The sequence below is a fragment of the Salinivibrio sp. IB574 genome (assembly GCF_001996205.1).
In the GTDB taxonomy this organism is placed as follows: Bacteria; Pseudomonadota; Gammaproteobacteria; order Enterobacterales; family Vibrionaceae; genus Salinivibrio; species Salinivibrio proteolyticus.
Map to the genome: position 1 here is coordinate 1 of NZ_MUFN01000033.1, position 17,968 is coordinate 17,968.

Annotated in this window: 18 protein-coding genes, 2 tRNA genes and 2 pseudogenes; 9 read left to right on the top strand and 13 right to left on the bottom strand. The window is 45.5% G+C overall.

What is annotated here, in order from left to right; all coding sequences use genetic code 11:
- From BZJ17_RS14105 to BZJ17_RS17230, 4 genes are all read right to left on the bottom strand, one after another.
- Positions 1 to 526 (bottom strand): GTPase (locus tag BZJ17_RS14105; RefSeq protein ID WP_131826813.1); only part of this gene is annotated, 526 nt, incomplete at its 3' end.
- A gap of 94 nt (positions 527 to 620) precedes the next feature.
- Positions 621 to 941 carry a hypothetical protein gene (locus tag BZJ17_RS14110; RefSeq protein WP_198534176.1) on the bottom strand — a complete coding sequence of 107 codons (321 nt, stop codon included), beginning with the start codon at positions 939 to 941 and terminating at the stop codon, positions 621 to 623.
- Between the two features lie 65 nt (positions 942 to 1,006).
- Positions 1,007 to 1,783 (bottom strand): hypothetical protein, encoded by a 777-nt coding sequence (locus tag BZJ17_RS14115; protein WP_077641138.1) that lies wholly within the window; start codon positions 1,781 to 1,783, stop codon positions 1,007 to 1,009.
- A gap of 1,018 nt (positions 1,784 to 2,801) precedes the next feature.
- Positions 2,802 to 2,902: transfer RNA gene (locus BZJ17_RS17230), tRNA-Met, on the bottom strand.
- A gap of 129 nt (positions 2,903 to 3,031) precedes the next feature.
- Between BZJ17_RS17230 and BZJ17_RS14120 the strand changes: the two genes are divergently transcribed.
- The 5 genes from BZJ17_RS14120 to BZJ17_RS14140 all read left to right on the top strand — a co-directional run bounded on the left by BZJ17_RS14120 (position 3,032) and on the right by BZJ17_RS14140 (position 7,315).
- Positions 3,032 to 4,270 carry a site-specific integrase gene (locus BZJ17_RS14120; protein WP_077641139.1) on the top strand — a complete coding sequence of 413 codons (1,239 nt, stop codon included), beginning with the start codon at positions 3,032 to 3,034 and terminating at the stop codon, positions 4,268 to 4,270.
- A 36-nt stretch (positions 4,271 to 4,306) separates the two neighbouring features.
- Entirely contained in the window at positions 4,307 to 5,203 is an 897-nt protein-coding gene (locus BZJ17_RS14125) for a hypothetical protein (RefSeq protein WP_077641140.1), read from the top strand.
- A gap of 91 nt (positions 5,204 to 5,294) precedes the next feature.
- Entirely contained in the window at positions 5,295 to 5,537 is a 243-nt protein-coding gene (locus BZJ17_RS14130) for a helix-turn-helix domain-containing protein (RefSeq protein WP_074213514.1), read from the top strand.
- On the top strand, positions 5,530 to 5,793 hold the full coding sequence (locus BZJ17_RS14135; protein ID WP_077641141.1) for a hypothetical protein: 264 nt from the start codon (positions 5,530 to 5,532) through the stop codon (positions 5,791 to 5,793). Before BZJ17_RS14130 ends, BZJ17_RS14135 begins: the two co-directional genes overlap by 8 nt.
- On the top strand, positions 5,777 to 7,315 hold the full coding sequence (locus BZJ17_RS14140) for a replication endonuclease (RefSeq protein ID WP_077641142.1): 1,539 nt from the start codon (positions 5,777 to 5,779) through the stop codon (positions 7,313 to 7,315). Before BZJ17_RS14135 ends, BZJ17_RS14140 begins: the two co-directional genes overlap by 17 nt.
- A gap of 196 nt (positions 7,316 to 7,511) precedes the next feature.
- Here the strand turns inward: BZJ17_RS14140 and BZJ17_RS14145 are convergent, their stop codons facing one another.
- The 4 genes from BZJ17_RS14145 to BZJ17_RS14160 all read right to left on the bottom strand — a co-directional run bounded on the left by BZJ17_RS14145 (position 7,512) and on the right by BZJ17_RS14160 (position 10,550).
- The gene (locus BZJ17_RS14145; RefSeq protein ID WP_077641143.1) at positions 7,512 to 7,694 is read right to left on the bottom strand and encodes a hypothetical protein; all 183 of its coding nucleotides are present in this window, start codon (positions 7,692 to 7,694) and stop codon (positions 7,512 to 7,514) included.
- A 192-nt stretch (positions 7,695 to 7,886) separates the two neighbouring features.
- Positions 7,887 to 8,474: a hypothetical protein gene (locus tag BZJ17_RS14150; protein WP_077641144.1), complete on the bottom strand. Its 588-nt coding sequence runs from the start codon at positions 8,472 to 8,474 to the stop codon at positions 7,887 to 7,889.
- An 82-nt stretch (positions 8,475 to 8,556) separates the two neighbouring features.
- Complete coding sequence (locus BZJ17_RS14155) at positions 8,557 to 9,879, bottom strand: hypothetical protein (protein WP_077641145.1); 1,323 nt, start codon at positions 9,877 to 9,879, stop codon at positions 8,557 to 8,559.
- An 83-nt stretch (positions 9,880 to 9,962) separates the two neighbouring features.
- On the bottom strand, positions 9,963 to 10,550 hold the full coding sequence (locus BZJ17_RS14160; protein WP_077641146.1) for a hypothetical protein: 588 nt from the start codon (positions 10,548 to 10,550) through the stop codon (positions 9,963 to 9,965).
- Between the two features lie 101 nt (positions 10,551 to 10,651).
- Here BZJ17_RS14160 and BZJ17_RS17480 point away from each other — a divergent pair.
- A pseudogene (locus BZJ17_RS17480) lies at positions 10,652 to 10,922 on the top strand (IS110 family transposase); the annotation flags it as partial.
- 250 nt (positions 10,923 to 11,172) lie between these two features.
- On the opposite strand, the pseudogene BZJ17_RS14170 reads toward BZJ17_RS17480, so the two are convergent.
- The 3 genes and pseudogenes from BZJ17_RS14170 to BZJ17_RS14180 all read right to left on the bottom strand — a co-directional run.
- Positions 11,173 to 12,624 (bottom strand): annotated as a pseudogene (locus BZJ17_RS14170) (protein kinase); the annotation flags it as partial.
- Positions 12,625 to 13,250: 626 nt separating this feature from the next.
- Positions 13,251 to 13,326, bottom strand: a tRNA-Ile gene (locus BZJ17_RS14175).
- Between the two features lie 154 nt (positions 13,327 to 13,480).
- Entirely contained in the window at positions 13,481 to 13,726 is a 246-nt protein-coding gene (locus BZJ17_RS14180; protein ID WP_077641148.1) for a hypothetical protein, read from the bottom strand.
- 321 nt (positions 13,727 to 14,047) lie between these two features.
- Here BZJ17_RS14180 and argF point away from each other — a divergent pair, with 321 nt between their 5' ends.
- The 3 genes from argF (at position 14,048) to pyrI (ending at position 16,678) form a co-directional block, all read left to right on the top strand.
- On the top strand, positions 14,048 to 15,055 hold the full coding sequence (argF, locus tag BZJ17_RS14185) for an ornithine carbamoyltransferase (protein WP_077641149.1): 1,008 nt from the start codon (positions 14,048 to 14,050) through the stop codon (positions 15,053 to 15,055).
- 214 nt (positions 15,056 to 15,269) lie between these two features.
- The gene (pyrB, locus tag BZJ17_RS14190) at positions 15,270 to 16,211 is read left to right on the top strand and encodes an aspartate carbamoyltransferase (RefSeq protein WP_069589975.1); all 942 of its coding nucleotides are present in this window, start codon (positions 15,270 to 15,272) and stop codon (positions 16,209 to 16,211) included.
- Complete coding sequence (pyrI, locus tag BZJ17_RS14195; protein ID WP_069589977.1) at positions 16,211 to 16,678, top strand: aspartate carbamoyltransferase regulatory subunit; 468 nt, start codon at positions 16,211 to 16,213, stop codon at positions 16,676 to 16,678. Before pyrB ends, pyrI begins: the two co-directional genes overlap by 1 nt.
- A gap of 124 nt (positions 16,679 to 16,802) precedes the next feature.
- Here pyrI and sspB read toward each other — a convergent pair whose 3' ends face one another.
- Both sspB and sspA read right to left on the bottom strand, forming a co-directional pair.
- Complete coding sequence (sspB, locus tag BZJ17_RS14200; protein ID WP_077641150.1) at positions 16,803 to 17,324, bottom strand: ClpXP protease specificity-enhancing factor; 522 nt, start codon at positions 17,322 to 17,324, stop codon at positions 16,803 to 16,805.
- On the bottom strand, positions 17,324 to 17,962 hold the full coding sequence (gene sspA / locus BZJ17_RS14205) for a stringent starvation protein SspA (protein WP_069588088.1): 639 nt from the start codon (positions 17,960 to 17,962) through the stop codon (positions 17,324 to 17,326). The genes sspB and sspA overlap by 1 nt, the downstream gene beginning before the upstream one ends.
- Positions 17,963 to 17,968: the final 6 nt, after the last annotated feature.

Consider the following 17,968-nt stretch of genomic DNA (forward strand, 5'->3'; position numbering starts at 1 on the left):
GAGTAGGGCCAGGCTTACACTCGTTAATATCCCACTCTCTAAACGGTTCTATTTTATCAACTTGATTAACCGCCACAGCGAAAGGCTTACCTTTTTCCATGTATGGTTTCATACAAGTTTTATAAAAGTCTTCGTCAGAACTAAAAGTTCTGTCATCTCCCTTTAATACCCACAAAACCATATCAGCTTCTTTTAATATTTCCGCATATAGTCGGAAATACTCTTCATCGCGTGCTTTATTTTCACCAATCCCTGGCACGTCTAACAGTTTTATGCCTTTTGAGTTTCCATCTAGCTCCATGAAAACTTCTTTAGGGTCTCTGGTACACGCTTCTACATCGTGAACAGGGCATGCATCTTTCCCAAAAAGGGCGTTTGTGAGGGATGATTTACCTACCCCAGTCTTACCAAAAATGGCGACTTTAGGTTCATAATCAAACGCTTTCTTTAAGCCAGTTTTGAATTTGTTTTTTGCTTCAGGTGGGAGTTTGTCAAACCAGTCACTAAATTCTTTCTTCTCGTGCATAACCTTTCCTTCTTGATTTAAATTTGACACATAACGCTAGTGGTAATGGGCGCCAACGGAGCGCAGCGTAGTCAGCGTCCCGTTGACCACCTGGTTATGCCAGTTGCTGGAGCCAATCACGAAACCACTCCGTAGGCATTTGCTCTTCCTCGAAATTTTTTGCTCGGAGCTCCTCAAGTGAATGGGTGTTCGCCAGATATAGATCCCACTGAGTTTCCACATCAGTGAGGATTGGCAGTAACGACTCAATTTCTGGCTCCGCATCAACATCGAGGTACTTGCACCAGAATCTATCGCACCACTCCGCAATTTGCTTGTGGGAGTAAGGAGATGTCGCTGGCTCTGTACCCCACTTCAGCATTTTGAGCGCTGCTTCCCGCGTAAATGGCATAGCTGCCGGAGTGCTCAATTCCATACTAGGTGTCCCGACCTGAAAGGGCATAACGCCGCATTCAGCGGCTTGTCCACTGCAATGCTTTGTTAAGCATCGGATTCCACTTCATAATCGCCATCCGCTAGATCCGCATCTGTTACTTTTTCTAGCAAATAGCGGATGGGTTTGGTTACCATTTTTTTCAGCTTGAGAGCTCTAGCAGTGAATGAGTCCAGCTTATCAATGAGCTCGCCTAATCGCTGTAGCACGTCAGGATTTTGGGATGCTGTTTCTTTTAGTTCCTCTTGGTTAGCTACTACAGCTCCGATAGTTCCCTGTAGCGATTCCTTAAGCCCTTTAGCACCTTTAATTCTATACATGCTTATTGAGCTTCTTAAGCGCTCCACTTCTTCAAGGAGCGCCAATCGCAGAACGTCTGGAAGAGATGAATTAAATACCGATTCAAACAAAGCTTCCGTTTTCGAAATTATTTCCGCTAAGTCCTCTTCCGATAACGTATCTTCCGTATAAAATGTGGACAATTCTTCAGCGCAAAACTGTAATCTTGTAAGTGCCTCATCGGTGAGGTGTTGTTTGACTGAACTCCAATTAGTGCCCAAGTTAAGTGGGAAAAATGCTCGGTTGATCTGATTGAATGATTTCAAGTACAGTTGGTGATTCAACTGGTTGTTCATCTTTATTAGAGATTGAATCTCATTTGAAAGAGAGTATAGCTCCACAACCGCTTTAGTAATTACCACTTCATCCTGTTCAATATCTAGCACAGATGCCCAAACTTCCCGAACTTTTTCCTGATCCTTTCGTCTTTTCGCATCCGACAATATCTTGTGCAATCTTCCCGCAGGATTACTCTCGTCAATCAAGTGTGGTACTCCTTCTATTGCTTAACATTGTATTAGTGCGCACGCACGATTTCCCAAAACCGTTACCCGCACTCTTTTCTATCTAACTTACTGTTACCAAAAGAATTTCTCACCTCTAATGGATATTGTTCTTCCGCGAAAGTGTGCATGCCGCCTATCTCTATTCTGGTATTCACACTATCCCCAAGCATGAATCTGTAAACGTATGACTTATCGACTCTTTTAATCATCCATTCTGGGATAGTGTGAATCTGTCACGGATAAACGCGCACGCTTTTGGCTGTATCTAGCCGATAAGCTGGTCAAGTATCCAGTGTTTAGCCATGCTACCGCCGATCAGTTGTCGGCACCTAACACGCCATTGAGTTGGCAGATTTGTAGATGAGTGTATCAAGCCGTGTGTGGGTTTTCGTGCGCTGTTATCTAAAATGTTAGATGGCACAGGTTTTGTGATATGGATACAAAGGTGGGCTTTGGCACAGCGAAAGGTTAGGTTAGCGGACATCAGCCCTATATCGATAAATAGTCACTTCAAATACATGCTAAACCAGTCTCGATTGACAAGACTTAGTTTGGGCACTAGTTTTGTGGCTCGGTCCCGATGGAAGGAGCGCCCCTTGGGCAATTGGAGCCCAAGCCGACGCAGCCATTGGGACTTTTTCTATAGTTCGCACAATCCTCTCGGAGGATCTATCGGCTATATGCCATTTGTGTTCACCTAGTAAGCGTTTCTGCTCATAAGCTGTGAATACTGAGCTAGATTAGCTGTCACCAACGAATTTAAGCCCTGATAGAAGGTGCGCTCCTTGGGCAATTGGAGCCCTTGCAAACGCAGCTATTGGGGCTTTTCTATTCTTCTCCCCCTAATCCAGCGTCTTGAGCTATCGATTTATCACCTGATTTATTTTGATGCGAAACAGCAAGAGTAGTGCGTTCTTGTTTGACTAAGTGTTTGACTAAAAATCGGCAGGTACAAAAAAGACGTAGTAGGTACTAACCTGCTACGCCTTGCTATGACTGGTGGCCCCTCCCAGACTTGAACTGGGGACCAATCGATTATGAGACGCTTTTTGGGTGTTTTTGCATGAATCGGAGTGAACAAAGAAGAACAACTTAACCCAAGAATATCATGTATTTACGCCGTTTTCTTTGTTTTTCCTTGTTCATCAAAATTCATGGAAGTATGATTGATTTGCTACATATATGCTACACAGAATCGATGGGTAGACACCAAGGACGCAAAGCATCATGCCTCTTAAAAAGAAGATCACCGCGAGCAGTATCAAACAGTTTTCGGTTGAGGATAAACGCATCAACGATACCGAGATTCATGGCTTTCATGCTCGTATCTCAGCAACGGGGCGCATTGTTTACTACCTCTACTACCGACATGATGGCAAACAAGTTAACTACAAGCTCGGAACGGCGTACGACCTAACCCCAGCTCAAGCGCGTGACCTTGCTAAACAAAAAGCAGGTGACGTTGCCAAAGGGAACAACGTGCATGATGAAAGGAAGCAAGCACGCCAAGAAAGCCAACGCCGCAAACACCTCAAATTACCCGTTTACCTAGACGAGCGATACCTCCCCTACTTGCAAACCCGTAACCCGAAAACGGCCCAGCGTATTGTAAACCACATTAAAAGCCGCTTTGCGTTTTTGATGGATAAAGAGCTCGACCAAATTACCGCATGGGAAGTTGAGAAATGGCGAAGTGAGCAACGGAAAAAGGGTAAAGCTGCGTCGACAATTAATCACAGTGTGAACTCACTTAAAGGCGCATTATCTCGCGCCGTTGAATGGGGATTAATCGAATCACACGAACTGACCAAAGTGAAAGCCATCAAGGCCGACAATACCCGCCTACGCTATCTCACCGACATGGAAGAGAAGCGATTACGGCATGCTATCAAGCATCGAGACCAAGATATTCGCCTAGCTCGCCGTTCGGCCAATGAGCATCGGGCTATACGTAATTATTCGTTGTATCCGTGCTTAGATGATGTCACGTTCGTGGATTATGTAGAGCCTCTTATCCTGCTAGCTATCAACACAGGGCTACGCCGAGGCGAACTACTCAGCCTCGAATGGCGTGATATCTACTTTTCTGAACGCTATCTTCAAGTGCGCGGCGGGAATGCAAAATCAAAAGAAGGCCGCATAGTACCACTCAACAATGAGGCCTATAACACACTGGCAAGCTGGCGAGAGCAAAATCCCGAGGCCACCTACCTCTTTGAGGGCAAAAACGGCCAACCGCTTACCGACGTTAAAAAGCCGTGGGGAACCGTATTAGGGCTTGCAAATATTGAAGGTTTTAACTTCCACGACCTCCGACACCATTTTGCCAGTAAGCTAGTGATGGCAGGCGTCGACCTCAATACCGTTCGGGAGCTACTAGGCCACGCCGACCTAAAAATGACGCTAAGATATGCCCACCTAGCACCAGAGCATAAGGCTGCGGCTGTTAGCCTTATTGGTGGCTAATAGATGTTAATTGGAATAACAGATAAAGAGTATTAGATGCAAAACCGTCGCTTTTACCGCCTAGATGAAATCCACGATGTCACCCCTATCACCAAAGGCGACCTATTGGCCGCTGTCGAGCAAGGGGAGCTTTCCCTGTGCGCATGGGTAGATGAAAAATCGATGGGGGCGATGCTTGCGGCCAAAGAGGGCCATAGGCCTGCACTGGCAAACCTGTTCGCCTACAAGGGCGTAATAGGCCTAACACAAGACCAGTCAATAGCCTGTATTCATTCAAAAACCGCCCCTATTCGTCACGCCCAAATATTGGAACCTGACCACGTAAGCCACTGGCGGGAGGTCAAAAACGATTTCCCAGACGCCGAGAACGGCCCATTTACTCAGGTATCCTCCCTGCCCCAGAGGCCTATGGCCCCCTTTATGGCCTATGGGGCCATAGGCACCAAGGCAACCTATGGGCAAGAAGCGAGGCAATTGGCCCAAGCAGGCCCAGAGGAATGGAATCGTCAGGGGTTTTCAGGCCTATGGGACGCCCTAGCCAAAACAGGTAGGGCGCTAGAGGCCAAGCCATTAACAATAGAGGCTGACCAATTGCGGTTTGATTTACAGACCGTCAATGCCGCCTTTGACCTACGCCCTGAGGGCGAAACAGGCCGAAGCATTTCTGTCCCTGATATCAGCAAAATTGAAACCAACCCCTTCAAAATCATGATTCGAAAAGTATTGGCAGGGGATCGAGACGCTGACGCTCTCAAGGTATGGTATGCCGTTAGGCGAGATCATGAAAACAACGCTCACCAGATTGACGAAGACGGCATCATTTCGGAAATAAACCATGACGATATCGAATGGTTTGGCCGAGGAGATAAGATGAGAAGGTTGCGTTATAAAACCTTCTGCAACTACGTCTCAGCGGTACGTAAAACGCTTTAGCTAAAAACTCTCCCAACCAGAGTCCCAACCAGCATCCCAAGCTAGTTGGGACGGTTACGGTATCTCCCAACGAACACACGGAGATATCGTTATGCACACTGAACACACCCAAAAACGCGCATACACAGAACAAGAAACCGCTGCTTATATCGGCATGAGCCGTTCTTTCCTGCGTCAATCACGTATGGAAGGCCACCGACTCAACCGCACCGAAGCGCCACCATTTATCAAAATTGGCCGAGCGGTACGTTACCTAAAAGAAGATTTGGATAACTGGTTAGATCAGCACCGCAAACAGGCACACCTCAGCTATGGAGAGCGTGAGCATGCCTAAGCTGAATAAACATCAACAATCGGTTATCCGTGCGATGCAAGCGGGCCATTGGTTTGAGCTATGTGCCGATTATCGCGTCAATCAGGCCGGATACATTGGCTCAACAGGGTTTGATATGAAATTAAACCCACGCACAGTCTTTAAGCTCTATCGAGAAAAGCTCATCACGTACCGAACCACCTACCCCTACGGTATTAAGTGGTATGTTTTTGAGCTCACACCAGCAGGGAGGGCATTAGATGTTAGCCATTCCTGAAACTGAATTTGCTCAAATTGACTGGGATGATAAGGCGTTCGTGAAAGAGCGCCTTTGTCGCTTGCCGGATAAAGCGCAAAAAATCCTGTTCAAACATTATCGCGCCATTTCCAACAAGCAAGCGCGAAACACCTACCTACGCGAGCTCACCGACAGCCTGATGAGCAAGCTCACCGTGTCGCCCGAAAAGCTAAACCTCAATATCTCAGAAGATGCCTTGCGAGAAGAGGCGGAAAACCTTGTTGATTCCGCACTGGCGATTAGGCGTGAATTAATGGGGGACGAACAGCAAACAACCGCTACCCTACACGCCCTTTGTGCCAGCTTTGGCGTGCTGCCTCCCGATGAGGAAAAATACACCCTAGAAGGTCGGCTGCGTCGTATGTCCGATAAATCATGGTGGCTGCGCAAACTTCGAAAAGCCCAGCGCAAGAACATTGAAACCGTGATGCGACACCTCAATGAGGTGAATCGTCGCAAGTCTATCTACTGCTCTGAAGAAACCTTAAGCGCCCGCGCTTCTCAGAAGTTTCACCAAGAGCAATACCTTGCAAATACGACTGTTACCAATCAACTAGGACAAAGTTTTAGCCTGCTAGAGTTGTCGAAAAAAGGCGTCGCTGATCCGAAAATTCGCAAAACTGAGCTCATGGTGAGGGCGCGAGGTTTTGAAGACCTAGCCAATGAGCTCGGCCATGTGGCGACCTTTCTCACTATTACTTGCCCGTCTAAATACCACCGCAGCTATGCGACAACGGGCGATGAAAATCCAAAATGGGGAGGCTATACGCCTGCTGAGGCTCAGGATTATCTCAATGATATTTGGAAGCTTATGCGTGCCAAGCTACAGCGCGAGGATGTGCGATTCTATGGCTTTCGGGTTGTGGAGCCACAGCACGACGGTACACCCCATTGGCATTTATTGTTGTTCGTCGAACCTGCCCACTATGACACCCTCATCACTACCATGAGAGATTACGCTTTACGGGAAGATGGCGACGAAACAGGCGCCGAACAGCACCGCTTTACGGAAGTGAAGATTGACCCTAACAAGGGCTCAGCAACGGGGTATATCGCGAAATACATTTCAAAGAACATCGACGGTGATCATCTTGATGCAGGTATCTACGGTGAAGACCCGAAATGTGCAGCGGCGCGCGTCGATGCATGGGCGGCATGTTGGAGCATTCGCCAGTTTCAACAACTGGGAGGATGTTCGGTGACGGTTTGGCGTGAATTACGCCGCTTAAAGGCAATGATGGCAGAAAGTCAGCTAGTGCAGGACATTCACGACGCAGCCGACAAAGGCAACTGGAAAAGCTTTACAGATCTGATGGGTGGCGTATTCTGCAAGCGCACAGAACAAGCTATAGCCCCTCATTATGAGCTAGCTTTTGATAGTGATACAGGCGTGGTGAAAACGTCCATGTACAGCGAAGACGAGCTTTTAAAGGTGCTTAAAGGCATCTCTGCAGGCGGAAAGGCAATCATCACCCGAACCAACGAATGGCATCTGTCTTGAAGACAGATGCGCTTTTACTTGGAGTTCTGTGAATAACTGTATTTTTGGAAATTTGATATGGTCAACGCCGAACAAACTCCAAAGCCTCGCACAGGCGAAGATGAAATGGGGAAGCTTTCAGGTAACTGCTGGCAAAGCTGAGCCCAACAAGGCGCAGAGCGTGGACTACCTTAGTAGGAGGGATTGCTGAAGTTTTTTAAGTGTTTTTCTTGATGTAAGCACGAAGATGAGCCCTTGCCGTTGATTCAGGCTTAAGGCCTCTTAGCTCAGTGTCACTAGTGCTCCCATCTGGCAGATAAACCGTGAGCACATCATCAAAGATTGAATATTCTGCCGTATAGACGACACCTTCGTGTTCTATCGATATTTCTTCGTTCATTCTTTCTCTCCTATTCTGCTTGCAAGCCTTGCCAGTTTTTTAGAGACTTGACCATACAAAACCCTCCATCTCGATACTCTTTGCGCCACTTGGATAGATTGAATAGATATCAAGAGCCCCTGTAACCGACTTCATTGTTCGATGTATGTCCAGTAAAACGAGTTAAGTCCAGAATCACTCTTAAACTTCCTGCTATGCATTTTTTACAGCGTCAAAAAGACTTTTCTCACTCTCAGTCAAAGGAAGTTCAGACAATTTGGGTTCTATTGCAATTTTATACTTTTTAGGAAGTTCATTGATTAGACAATATAACCAAGCTAGCTTTAGTTCATCTCTATGCATTTCATTTACAACCTGATCTATTAAGTTGAGTTCAATTTTCAGTAAACTACGTTTCCATTGGGCCATTTCATTTAAGTTAGTGTTTTTCAGAACATCATCAACTGTTGGTTTCCCATCTTTGGTTAACTGCTTAACTGCATTCGGCCACAACCATTTTAAAAACTCATATCCTTTATTCGTATAGCCACCGCTATATGCAGACTTGTATGTTCTCATCAATTGGATATGATCTTCGATAGTATATTTAGGTCTAGCATGTCTATGCTGAAAGATCGTATATATGACTCCATAAAGAGCAATAAAGACAGCAGTAGTACCACCAGAAAATGACCCTAGGTTTGCCCAAGATGATGCGTCGATAGGAACTCCAAATTTAAATACAAAAACGCCAGATGTCAGAAAAACTATCAAAAGTAGCACAGCTATATGTTTAAACAATTTATTTTCCTCTGATACGCATAACGTCTAGATCTGCGGTAAAAATAGAGCGCAGTGGAAATTTTCGCGACAGCAGCGCTTGTTAAATGCTTGATATCATGAACTTGAGAACAAACCCGTTAAATTTATTACTCGGCCAGTTTTCTACCTCCAACACGACTGTTTTACCTTCTATTTCTTCAGCATATGGATCACAACATGAAATAGCAATTTTCATCTCTTCGGATAAAGAACGGCCTAAGCTAGAGGTAGTCAGAACCTCCGCCATCGATTCTAACTTCTCACATGCCTGACGAGTTCTGGCAGCGTCATTCACGTTTACTTTAAGCTTAAGAAGCTTCGCGGCATCTTCAGAACCTTCAACATAATAAGCAATATTGTCAGGGATAACACCATCACTAAATTCTACCATTGGAGATGAAGCAAACCAGTTTTCTTCGAATAGCTTATTGTAAGACCCAGTACTAAGCCCTTCACATAAAAGAAATTCCTTTGCCAGAGAGGGGCTCCACCCTAAGTCAGCAGGAACATCCATAGGATTTGATTCCGCTTTCCTTACCTTTAACATGTGTCTAAAGGACTCTACTAAATCATCGTGTGATTCAACGTTTATCCTTGCGACATGGTATGCCCAACGGTCAAGTAAACTCATTCGAAAGTTAAATAAAATTATCGAATATATTTTCGCCAAATTTCTATACAGGTTATTTTTAATGGAAAATTGCAAACGAATAAAAACCTGTTCATACGTTGAGTAAACCAACATAAAGAATACAAATGGCAAATAGAAGAGCGTAAGCAATGGTGGAATAAAGAAGTCGTAAGCCGTGTTCTCGTTACCAAACTCACTAAAGTTCGTGGTCAACATATATAACGAGTATACGATCAAGATAATGCCAAATATAGATAGAAAATACTCAAGTAGAATTTTGACTTGATGATATTTTCTGTCCGTTTCAGCGATAGCTGTCATGGCACCGATCAACATAAAAACTGGCACCAAGATAATCTCAATCCAAACAGGAAAAGTATACACACCCAAAACAAATTGAAGGATCGTCAATAATTTTAAATTATCTAGCACTGAATTCTTGAAGAAACTTTTATCTTTCTTAATCGATTCGATCTTAAAAAGGGACATAAAACCAACAGATATGGACCAAAATATGGTATTTTTTATCTGTTCAGTATTCCACAAGTCCATTTCAAACAGGAAGTAAACAACAAACATCATATACGCGACCATCAAGCCGAGTACTGACATAATCTGCTTTACAAAGAACGCCGATAATAAGTGTTTAAATGAGCTTCTGACTTCAACCATCTTGGGAGACAGAAGCGCATAAGCTGAAATTGCTAGCAGCCAAAACCCTATTGCAATCTCTCGATTGTTAAAAATATCCACGCAACTCCTTCAGCATTTAACGCCGCAATAACCGGCGCGAGGAACGAGCGTCCGGCGCCGCAGGCGCGTAGTTAATTGCTTGGTTATGCCTGCTTGTCATCAGTGTCAGGAACTGTCTGGTATGTATGCCAATCAGTGATGAATAGTTTCAAAAAGTCATCTTCGGTTAAAACCGTATCAACGTAGCCAAGGTCACGGCGAAGCACCACCATCAACTTACCGAGTGTCCGTAGCAATTCTATTCCGTCTAGCTCACCTCTGCTGGATTTAGCTTTCCACTCGCCATAGTCTCTTACCGCCTCATCTGAGGCAAAGAAAAAAAGGCCAGTGCCCAGCTCCATCACTTGTGAGTTCAGCTCATTGATAGCCTTAGCATTCTGCGATTTGACCTTTACAAGGAAATCTTTATCTGTAAGCATTTTCCTTTGTAAATTACCGAACTTTATAAAATGCTCTGACTTTTTCGCCTGCAGCTCTGTATGAGCTATTTTCAAAAGCTCCAATTCGGCGGCAAGAGTGGCCCGCAAATTCTCAATTTCACTCGACAACTCTTTTTGGAGTAATTGCTCCTGCCGTCGATGCATCGAGTCCGGCAGACCTTTTAACCATAGCCAGATCAAACCTGCTCCAACCAAGAATCCAATCTGAAGCAATAAGATTACTATATCCATACTTACCTACCTGGACTTGGGAAGGGCATAACGAATGACATGGATTCCCCCTCTTGAAGATCTGCCAAACTTAGGTGCGGCCTTTATTACCGGAGGTAACCATGTCTGCTCAATTCTTTTGTGGCGTTGATCTCGCCAAGCACCACTTTTCTCTTCACGCGGTAGATGACCACGGAAAAGTCATTCGCCATAAATCCATTTCACGCGCTAAACCACTGACTAAATTAGCAAATATTCCTACGATGTGCATAGGTATTTAAGCCCTTAGTGGAACATATTATTGGGCCAGAGAATTCAACAAGCTCGGCCACGATACCCTCATCATGGCCGCAAAGTACGTCGGTCCTTATCGCAAAAAAGAAAAATGACCTTAGCACAGGAGAGCAAACCAGCAAAAACCACATCGTTAACGTAACGTATTGAAGTGAGTCCTTATCTACTCACTTCTTGGCTGCGCTCGCGCTGAAAAAGGTGCCAGACGCAGCACCTACCTATACGCATTCGTGCTATTTACTTAATAAAGAAACGGGCTTATTCAACACCCAAATAAAGTGTCGGCTGCGCGATACTTATTCTTATTTGTTATATTTTAATATTCGATGAAGATCATATGCTCATAAAATTAATCATATTTAGTTATTTCCGTACTATGATGATTTCTCGTTTTATCTTTATAGTCTTTCAACGCTGAATCTGTCATTTTAGAGTGTTTTACAACAGACGCCAGAAATTCTTCTGTTGGACTGCGATCAGTCATTATTGACGTTGCTGTACCTTGTGGAACAACAATATATGCATATTTTTTCAGGTGTCTTAACCTGTAACTAAATAATTCCGGATCAGTTTCTATTATTTCACTACCATTATCAAAGTAGCCGTTTTCTACTTCTGTTGGTTCAATATATTTATCACCCCAAAGAACCGCATGGTCACGATAATTAATATCAACATTTCTTTCTATATGACAACCATTATTATCGACAATATCAAAAGGCTTCTCTGGAGAGACAAGTATAACGAAGAAATTCTTGTATAGAAAATGGCTRTCTTTATAAACAATCAACTGTTCAATCGTTAACTCTTCTTGACCACAAAAAAGCCACTTGTTTTCTCCCTCTAGTTTTATTAGAGGTTGATATGTATTATCACCACCATCCAAATTCATGTACCAAAATTCCTCTGCCTTGCAAATAGAATTAAAGTTTTTAATAAATCTTTCAATTTCTTTTGATTCAGTTGCATGATAATAATTACGTATCTTAGGGAATGAACATCTAATAGCTTCATCTATATCATACATTTTCTTCCAGATATTTCTTTCTGGCACAGCGTTTAATTTATCATTAAACTCCTTAATATCATTGATAGATTGAAACCTAGATTTAGGATCATCCCTTAGACAAACCTCAACAATTTGGTCTAAATTATTCAAATTTTTTAAAGGTTCTGAACTAGAAAATCTTTTTCTTCCTAACCCTCGAATACTAGAACCAGTTAAATACCATTGGATAACTTGTCCAATTGAATAGATATCACTAGCCTCTGTTATTTTAGTCTTACTATCCACCTGTTCAGGAGCGCTAAATGAATAATTAGCAAGTCTCTCTGAAGGTTTTGTTTTAGACTCTTTTGCAAAGTTTTCTTCATCAAAATGAGCGATACCTAAATCACCTAAAACAAATTTATTATTGGAATAGAAAATGTTTTGCGGCTTTATATCTCGATGGATAATATGATGATCATTCAAATGTTTAACAGCTCTTACCAAGTCTAAAAATAACTTCCATCCCTTTTCATTTTTTATCTCATCGCTTTCTTCAACAATAGAACCCATATTACTCAAAGTACTAGGGTAATATTCCATTATTATAATATAGTACTGGCTTTCATTTAGTGAAACAAAATCAAAGTGATACGATTGCGCAAGGTTCTGGTGAGTAGGAATTTGCATAGCGCAAAAGTACTCATCTTTAAAACGTTTTTCTTTACTTTCACTACTAGGCTTCAAGAATTTTATAGCAAATTCAACCCCATTCTTTTCGAAAAGAAATACAAAACCATTCCCACCTTCACCTAATTGTGTGCGTACGCGCGATTTCCCAAAACCGTTATCCGCACTCTCCTCTACCTAACCAGCTGTTACCAATAGAATTTCTCACCTCTAACGGATATTGCTCTTCCGCGAAAGTGTGCATGCCGCCTATCTCTACTCAGGAATTCACACTATCCCCAAGCGTCAAGCTATAACCGCATGATTTATAGACTCTTTTAATCATCCATTCTGGGATAGTGTGAATCGGTCGCAGATAAGCGTGCACGCTTTTGGCTGTCTCTAGCCGATAAGCTGGTTAAGCATCCAGTATTTAGCCATGCTACCGCCGATCAGTTGTCGGCACCTAACAAGCCATCATATTGGCAAATTTGTAGATGAGTGTATCAAGCCGTGTGTGGGTTTTCGTGCGCTGTTATCCAAAATGTTAGATGGCACATGTTTTGTGATATGGGTACAAAAGGCGGACTGTTCGAAAGCTGTGCTTAAGCGAGCTATCACTAATATCGAACCTGAGAATGGGTATGGCAGGTGGAGAGTGCGAATCCAAAGGACGTTTAAGAGCGATTAATTTGCTACATATATGCTACACAGCAAAATAAAAAGCAAAAGGCCTGAGTGGTTACTAACCTCTCAGGCCTTTCTATGACTGGTGGCCCCTCCCAGACTTGAACTGGGGACCAATCGATTATGAGTCGACTGCTCTAACCACTGAGCTAAGGGGCCGAGTGGGTTGGGATTATAGGGGATGCCCGACAGGGTGTCTAGCTGTAAGGGGGGTGAATTCAGTATGCTTTTTGAGCACTTAGCGCGGTAAAGCCAAAACAAGCGCCGCCAATGTGGCGGCACTCACGCTTTGCTTACTTAGGTTGTCTTCGCCTTACTGCATCGCAGGGTCTTGGCTGGTGTCGTCGGCTGGCCAAGTGTTCTCTTCTTCAGCAGGCCAAGTGCTGTTGTCTTCTTCTGGCATCGGCTGGGTATCACAGTCGGTGCTTCCGTCTGGGCAGGTCACAGCAGGCTGTCCGTTTTCTGGCTGCATTGGCTCATCGTTTGCCATAGCAGGGCCGGCTAAACCAACCATCATCATCAATGCGCTTAGGGTGAGTGCTTTGTTGTGTGCTTTCATCACTTTCTCCTTCGTTTTTGTCGTTGCCCTTGAGGACAAAATCAGTATCTCGCGATGCCAGCGGTGTTCTGTCATTGAGACGCTATGGCTTGGTAAAAGGCGCGCGGAGTTTGTCGCCGGTTTTTTAGGCGTGTCAGCTGTCGTTTAAAAAGCCCTCCCCCGGTCAGAAAAACATCAGAATGATAGATTTTTGGTCAACATGTTGCGCTTTCGTGGGGCAATAGGCTTGCATCCCATCGTCTCTCCCCTTACTATCCAAAAGAATAATTAAACATTTTTATTGGTTTTATATTCACAAATAAGCCATAAACAGGGATAGATATGAAAAGCAACCTCTACCAACACTCACTGCTCACTCTGTTAGATCTGTCCCCGTCGCAGATCCAAGATTTGGTGGACGACGCTGCGATGTTAAAAGCGGCGAAGGCCAATGGTGAAGAAGTTGCCCGTCTAAAGGGTAAGAATATTGCGCTGATTTTTGAGAAAACCTCGACGCGCACGCGTTGCGCCTTTGAGGTTGCTGCGTTTGATCAAGGCGCACAGGTGACCTATCTCGGCCCAAGTGGTACGCAAATTGGCCATAAGGAAACCATCAAAGATACCGCGCGCGTGCTGGGAAGAATGTACGATGGCATTCAGTATCGCGGTTTTGGGCAAGATGTAGTGGAAACCTTGGCAGCCTACGCGGGCGTGCCGGTTTGGAATGGACTAACGGATACCTTTCACCCCACCCAAGTCCTTGCTGATCTGCTCACCATGCAAGATCACAGTGACAAGCCGCTTAATCAAATCGCCTTTGCCTATTTGGGGGATGCGCGCAATAACATGGGCAATTCCTTGCTGGTTGGGGCCGCTAAAATGGGAATGGATGTACGTCTGATTGGACCCAAAGCTTATTGGCCCGAAGAGAGTTTGGTTGCGCGTTGCCAAGATATTGCCGCCAGCACTGGCGCGTCGATCACCTTAAGTGAAGAGACTGCCGCGGTGGAAGGCTGTGATTTTGTGTATACAGATATTTGGGTATCGATGGGCGAGCCCGAGTCGGCATGGGCACAACGAGTGGCCGCGCTTACGCCTTATCAAGTAACGCCAGCCTTGATGCAAGCGACACAAAACCCTCAGGTAAAATTTATGCACTGCCTGCCCGCGTTCCATAATGATGAGACCCAAGTGGGCAAGCAAGTGGCTGAACAATATGGATTAAATGGCCTAGAAGTGACTGAAGAGGTGTTTGAATCTGCGCAGTCGATCGTCTTTGATCAAGCAGAGAATCGCATGCATACCATCAAGGCTGTGATGGTCGCCACACTCGTAAAACCACAGGCGTAAACGATTGCACTTTTGCTTGCACCCCACAAAAAGGCGCGTATAATTCGGCCAGATTTCATTACACGGCCAGTCGATATGTTTGTTATTCCTCCCACAAACAGCGCGCTATCCGCCCCTCAGGGGGACAGCACCCGCATTGGTCGTGATCGTAAAAACCTCCGTTTCGGAGGTTTTTTTTTGCCTGTAGCACACTGCAAAGAAAGGGACTCGCGTTATGGCCAATACCCTGTATAACAAACACATTATTTCCATTCCCGAGCTCAGCCGCGACGAGCTGGAGTTAATCGTTGCCACGGCGGGCGAACTCAAGGCACGCCCTAACCCGACGCTGCTAAAAAATAAGGTGATTGCCAGCTGCTTCTTTGAAGCCTCCACCCGCACACGCTTGTCGTTTGAAACGGCCATTCAACGCCTAGGCGGCTCGGTGATTGGCTTTCCCGATGGCGGCAATACCTCATCAGGTAAAAAGGGTGAAACCTTGGCTGACTCGGTGCGTGTGATTTCATCGTATGTGGATGGCTTTGTGATGCGTCATCCAAAAGAAGGCGCGGCCCGTTTGGCCTCAGAGTTTTCGGAAGGTGTGCCTGTGGTGAATGGCGGCGACGGCGCGAACCAGCACCCGACCCAAACCTTGCTGGATTTATTCTCCATTTATGAAACCCAAGGTCGTCTGGATAACCTCAACATTGCCATGGTCGGCGATCTGAAGTATGGCCGTACCGTACACTCCCTCACTCAAGCCTTGTCCAAGTTTGAAGGGAACCGTTTCTTTTATATCGCCCCCGATGCGCTCGCCATGCCCGAGTATTTGCTCGATGAGCTCACCGCGGCGGGCCACCCTTACAGCCTGCATAGCAGTATTGAAGAAGTGGTGCCTGAGTTAGATGTGCTGTACATGACCCGTGTGCAAAAAGAGCGCTTCGATGAGTCAGAATACGCCCATATCAAAGCTGCGTTTATCCTAAACGCTGCCATGTTGCGTGATGCGAAACCCAATATGAAAGTGATGCACCCACTGCCACGGGTGGATGAGATTACCGTGGATGTCGATAAAACCCCGCACGCGTATTACTTTGAGCAAGCCGAAAATGGCGTCTACGCGCGCGAAGCACTATTGGCCTTGGTGTTAAATGAACAAGTGGAAGGAGTCGCCTAATGAACACTGATAGCAAACTACAAGTAGAAGCGATTCGCAACGGCACTGTGATTGACCATATTCCAGCGCACATTGGCTTTAAGATCCTCAACCTGTTTCAGATGCATGGCAGTGAAGAGCGGATCACCATTGGCTTGAACTTGCCCTCTTCCGCGCTCGGCAGCAAGGATTTGATCAAAATTGAAAACGTGGTGATCAGCGAAGATCAAGCCAGCCAGCTGGCACTTTATGCGCCACAAGCGACGGTGAATCAAATCGAAGAGTATCAAGTGGTCGCCAAGCTGCCGCTGACATTACCAGAGGTGATTCAAGGCGTGTTCCGCTGTCCGAACAGTAACTGTATCACGCACGGTGAGCCTGCAGTGGTCAGTAGCTTTCGAGTGTTAACCGAGCAGCAAGATGTCAAACTGCGCTGCAAATACTGTGAAAAGGTCTTCTCTCGCGAGATCATGACCGAAAATCACTAAGCACTCGTTATCCGTGCCGACTAGCCCTTGGTGAGGAATATCAAGGGCAACAAAAAAAGCCAGCTTAATGCTGGCTTTTCTAATCAAGCGATCGGGCTGTTTCAATAAACAGCGATGAGATCGGTTATTTCACCACAGTCAGGGTCGGTTTCCCTTTTTTCGCCGGGGCGGTTGGGATCTCATCCTCTTCGCCTTGTGGCAACGCTTCCGGATCGTCGACGCTATCGACCGACACCAACGATGGCTCGTCATCATCGATGTTCAGTTCATCAAAGGCTCCCGATGCCATCTCTTCATCTTCTGGCGAGGCATACGCAGGCTCCATTTCAAACATGGTGCCGGCGCCGTTTTCGCGAGCATACAATGCCATCACGGCCGCCATCGGTACATTGACCTGTTGTGGACGTCCGCCAAAGCGGGCATTGAAACTGACGAACTCGTTACCCAGCTCAAGGTTACCAACCGCGCGTGGCGCGATATTGAGAACGATTTGACCGTCTTTGACATAATCAAACGGCACCTGCACGCCCGGCAAGGTTGCATCAACAACCATGTGCGGAGTGAGCTCGTTATCGAGTAACCAATCATAAAAAGCACGCACCAAATAAGGGCGGCGTGGTGTCATCGAGAATTCTGATGTAGACATTATTGACCCGTTAGTCGCATTTCACGTTCAGCTTCTGTCAGTGAGGCGAGAAATGAATCACGCTCAAACAGACGCGTCATGTAGTCTTTGACTTCTTTAGAGCCTGGGCCTGCCAGCTCAATGCCCAGAACAGGCAAACGCCACAGCAGTGGTGCAAGATAGCAATCAACAAGGCTAAACTCTTCACTCAAGAAGTACGGGCTTTCCGCAAACACAGGCGCCAGTGCCAGTAGCTCTTCGCGCAGTTGTTTACGTGCCTTGTCGGCCTCATCAGCACTACCGTGGCTGATCTTTTCAACCAAGGTATACCAGTTACGTTTGATGCGATACATCATCAAACGGCTTTGCGCACGCGCAACAGGGTAAACTGGCATCAATGGCGGGTGAGGGAAACGCTCATCCAAGTATTCCATGATGATGTCTGCGTTATACAACGCAAGTTCACGGTCCACCAAGGTCGGAACAGAGTTATAAGGATTCAGATCAACCAAGTCCTCTGGCAGATTGTTCGGATCTACCAACTCAATTTCTACACTGACACCTTTCTCTGCGAGGACGATGCGTACCTGATGACTATAGAGATCAGATGCGTCAGAGAATAACGTCATCACCGAGCGTTTATTGGCAGCAACAGCCATCAACCC

Bases quoted from the DNA above. Each gene is read 5' to 3' on its own strand.
- BZJ17_RS14110 (WP_198534176.1), bottom strand. From the start codon at position 941: ATGGAATTGAGCACTCCGGCAGCTATGCCATTTACGCGGGAAGCAGCG.
- BZJ17_RS14120 (WP_077641139.1), top strand. From the start codon at position 3,032: ATGCCTCTTAAAAAGAAGATCACCGCGAGCAGTATCAAACAGTTTTCG.
- BZJ17_RS14125 (WP_077641140.1), top strand. From the start codon at position 4,307: ATGCAAAACCGTCGCTTTTACCGCCTAGATGAAATCCACGATGTCACC.
- BZJ17_RS14130 (WP_074213514.1), top strand. From the start codon at position 5,295: ATGCACACTGAACACACCCAAAAACGCGCATACACAGAACAAGAAACC.
- BZJ17_RS14135 (WP_077641141.1), top strand. From the start codon at position 5,530: ATGCCTAAGCTGAATAAACATCAACAATCGGTTATCCGTGCGATGCAA.
- BZJ17_RS14140 (WP_077641142.1), top strand. From the start codon at position 5,777: ATGTTAGCCATTCCTGAAACTGAATTTGCTCAAATTGACTGGGATGAT.
- BZJ17_RS14145 (WP_077641143.1), bottom strand. From the start codon at position 7,694: ATGAACGAAGAAATATCGATAGAACACGAAGGTGTCGTCTATACGGCA.
- BZJ17_RS14160 (WP_077641146.1), bottom strand. From the start codon at position 10,550: ATGGATATAGTAATCTTATTGCTTCAGATTGGATTCTTGGTTGGAGCA.
- BZJ17_RS14180 (WP_077641148.1), bottom strand. From the start codon at position 13,726: ATGAAAGCACACAACAAAGCACTCACCCTAAGCGCATTGATGATGATG.
- argF (WP_077641149.1), top strand. From the start codon at position 14,048: ATGAAAAGCAACCTCTACCAACACTCACTGCTCACTCTGTTAGATCTG.
- pyrB (WP_069589975.1), top strand. From the start codon at position 15,270: ATGGCCAATACCCTGTATAACAAACACATTATTTCCATTCCCGAGCTC.
- pyrI (WP_069589977.1), top strand. From the start codon at position 16,211: ATGAACACTGATAGCAAACTACAAGTAGAAGCGATTCGCAACGGCACT.
- sspB (WP_077641150.1), bottom strand. From the start codon at position 17,324: ATGTCTACATCAGAATTCTCGATGACACCACGCCGCCCTTATTTGGTG.
- sspA (WP_069588088.1), bottom strand. From the start codon at position 17,962: ATGGCTGTTGCTGCCAATAAACGCTCGGTGATGACGTTATTCTCTGAC.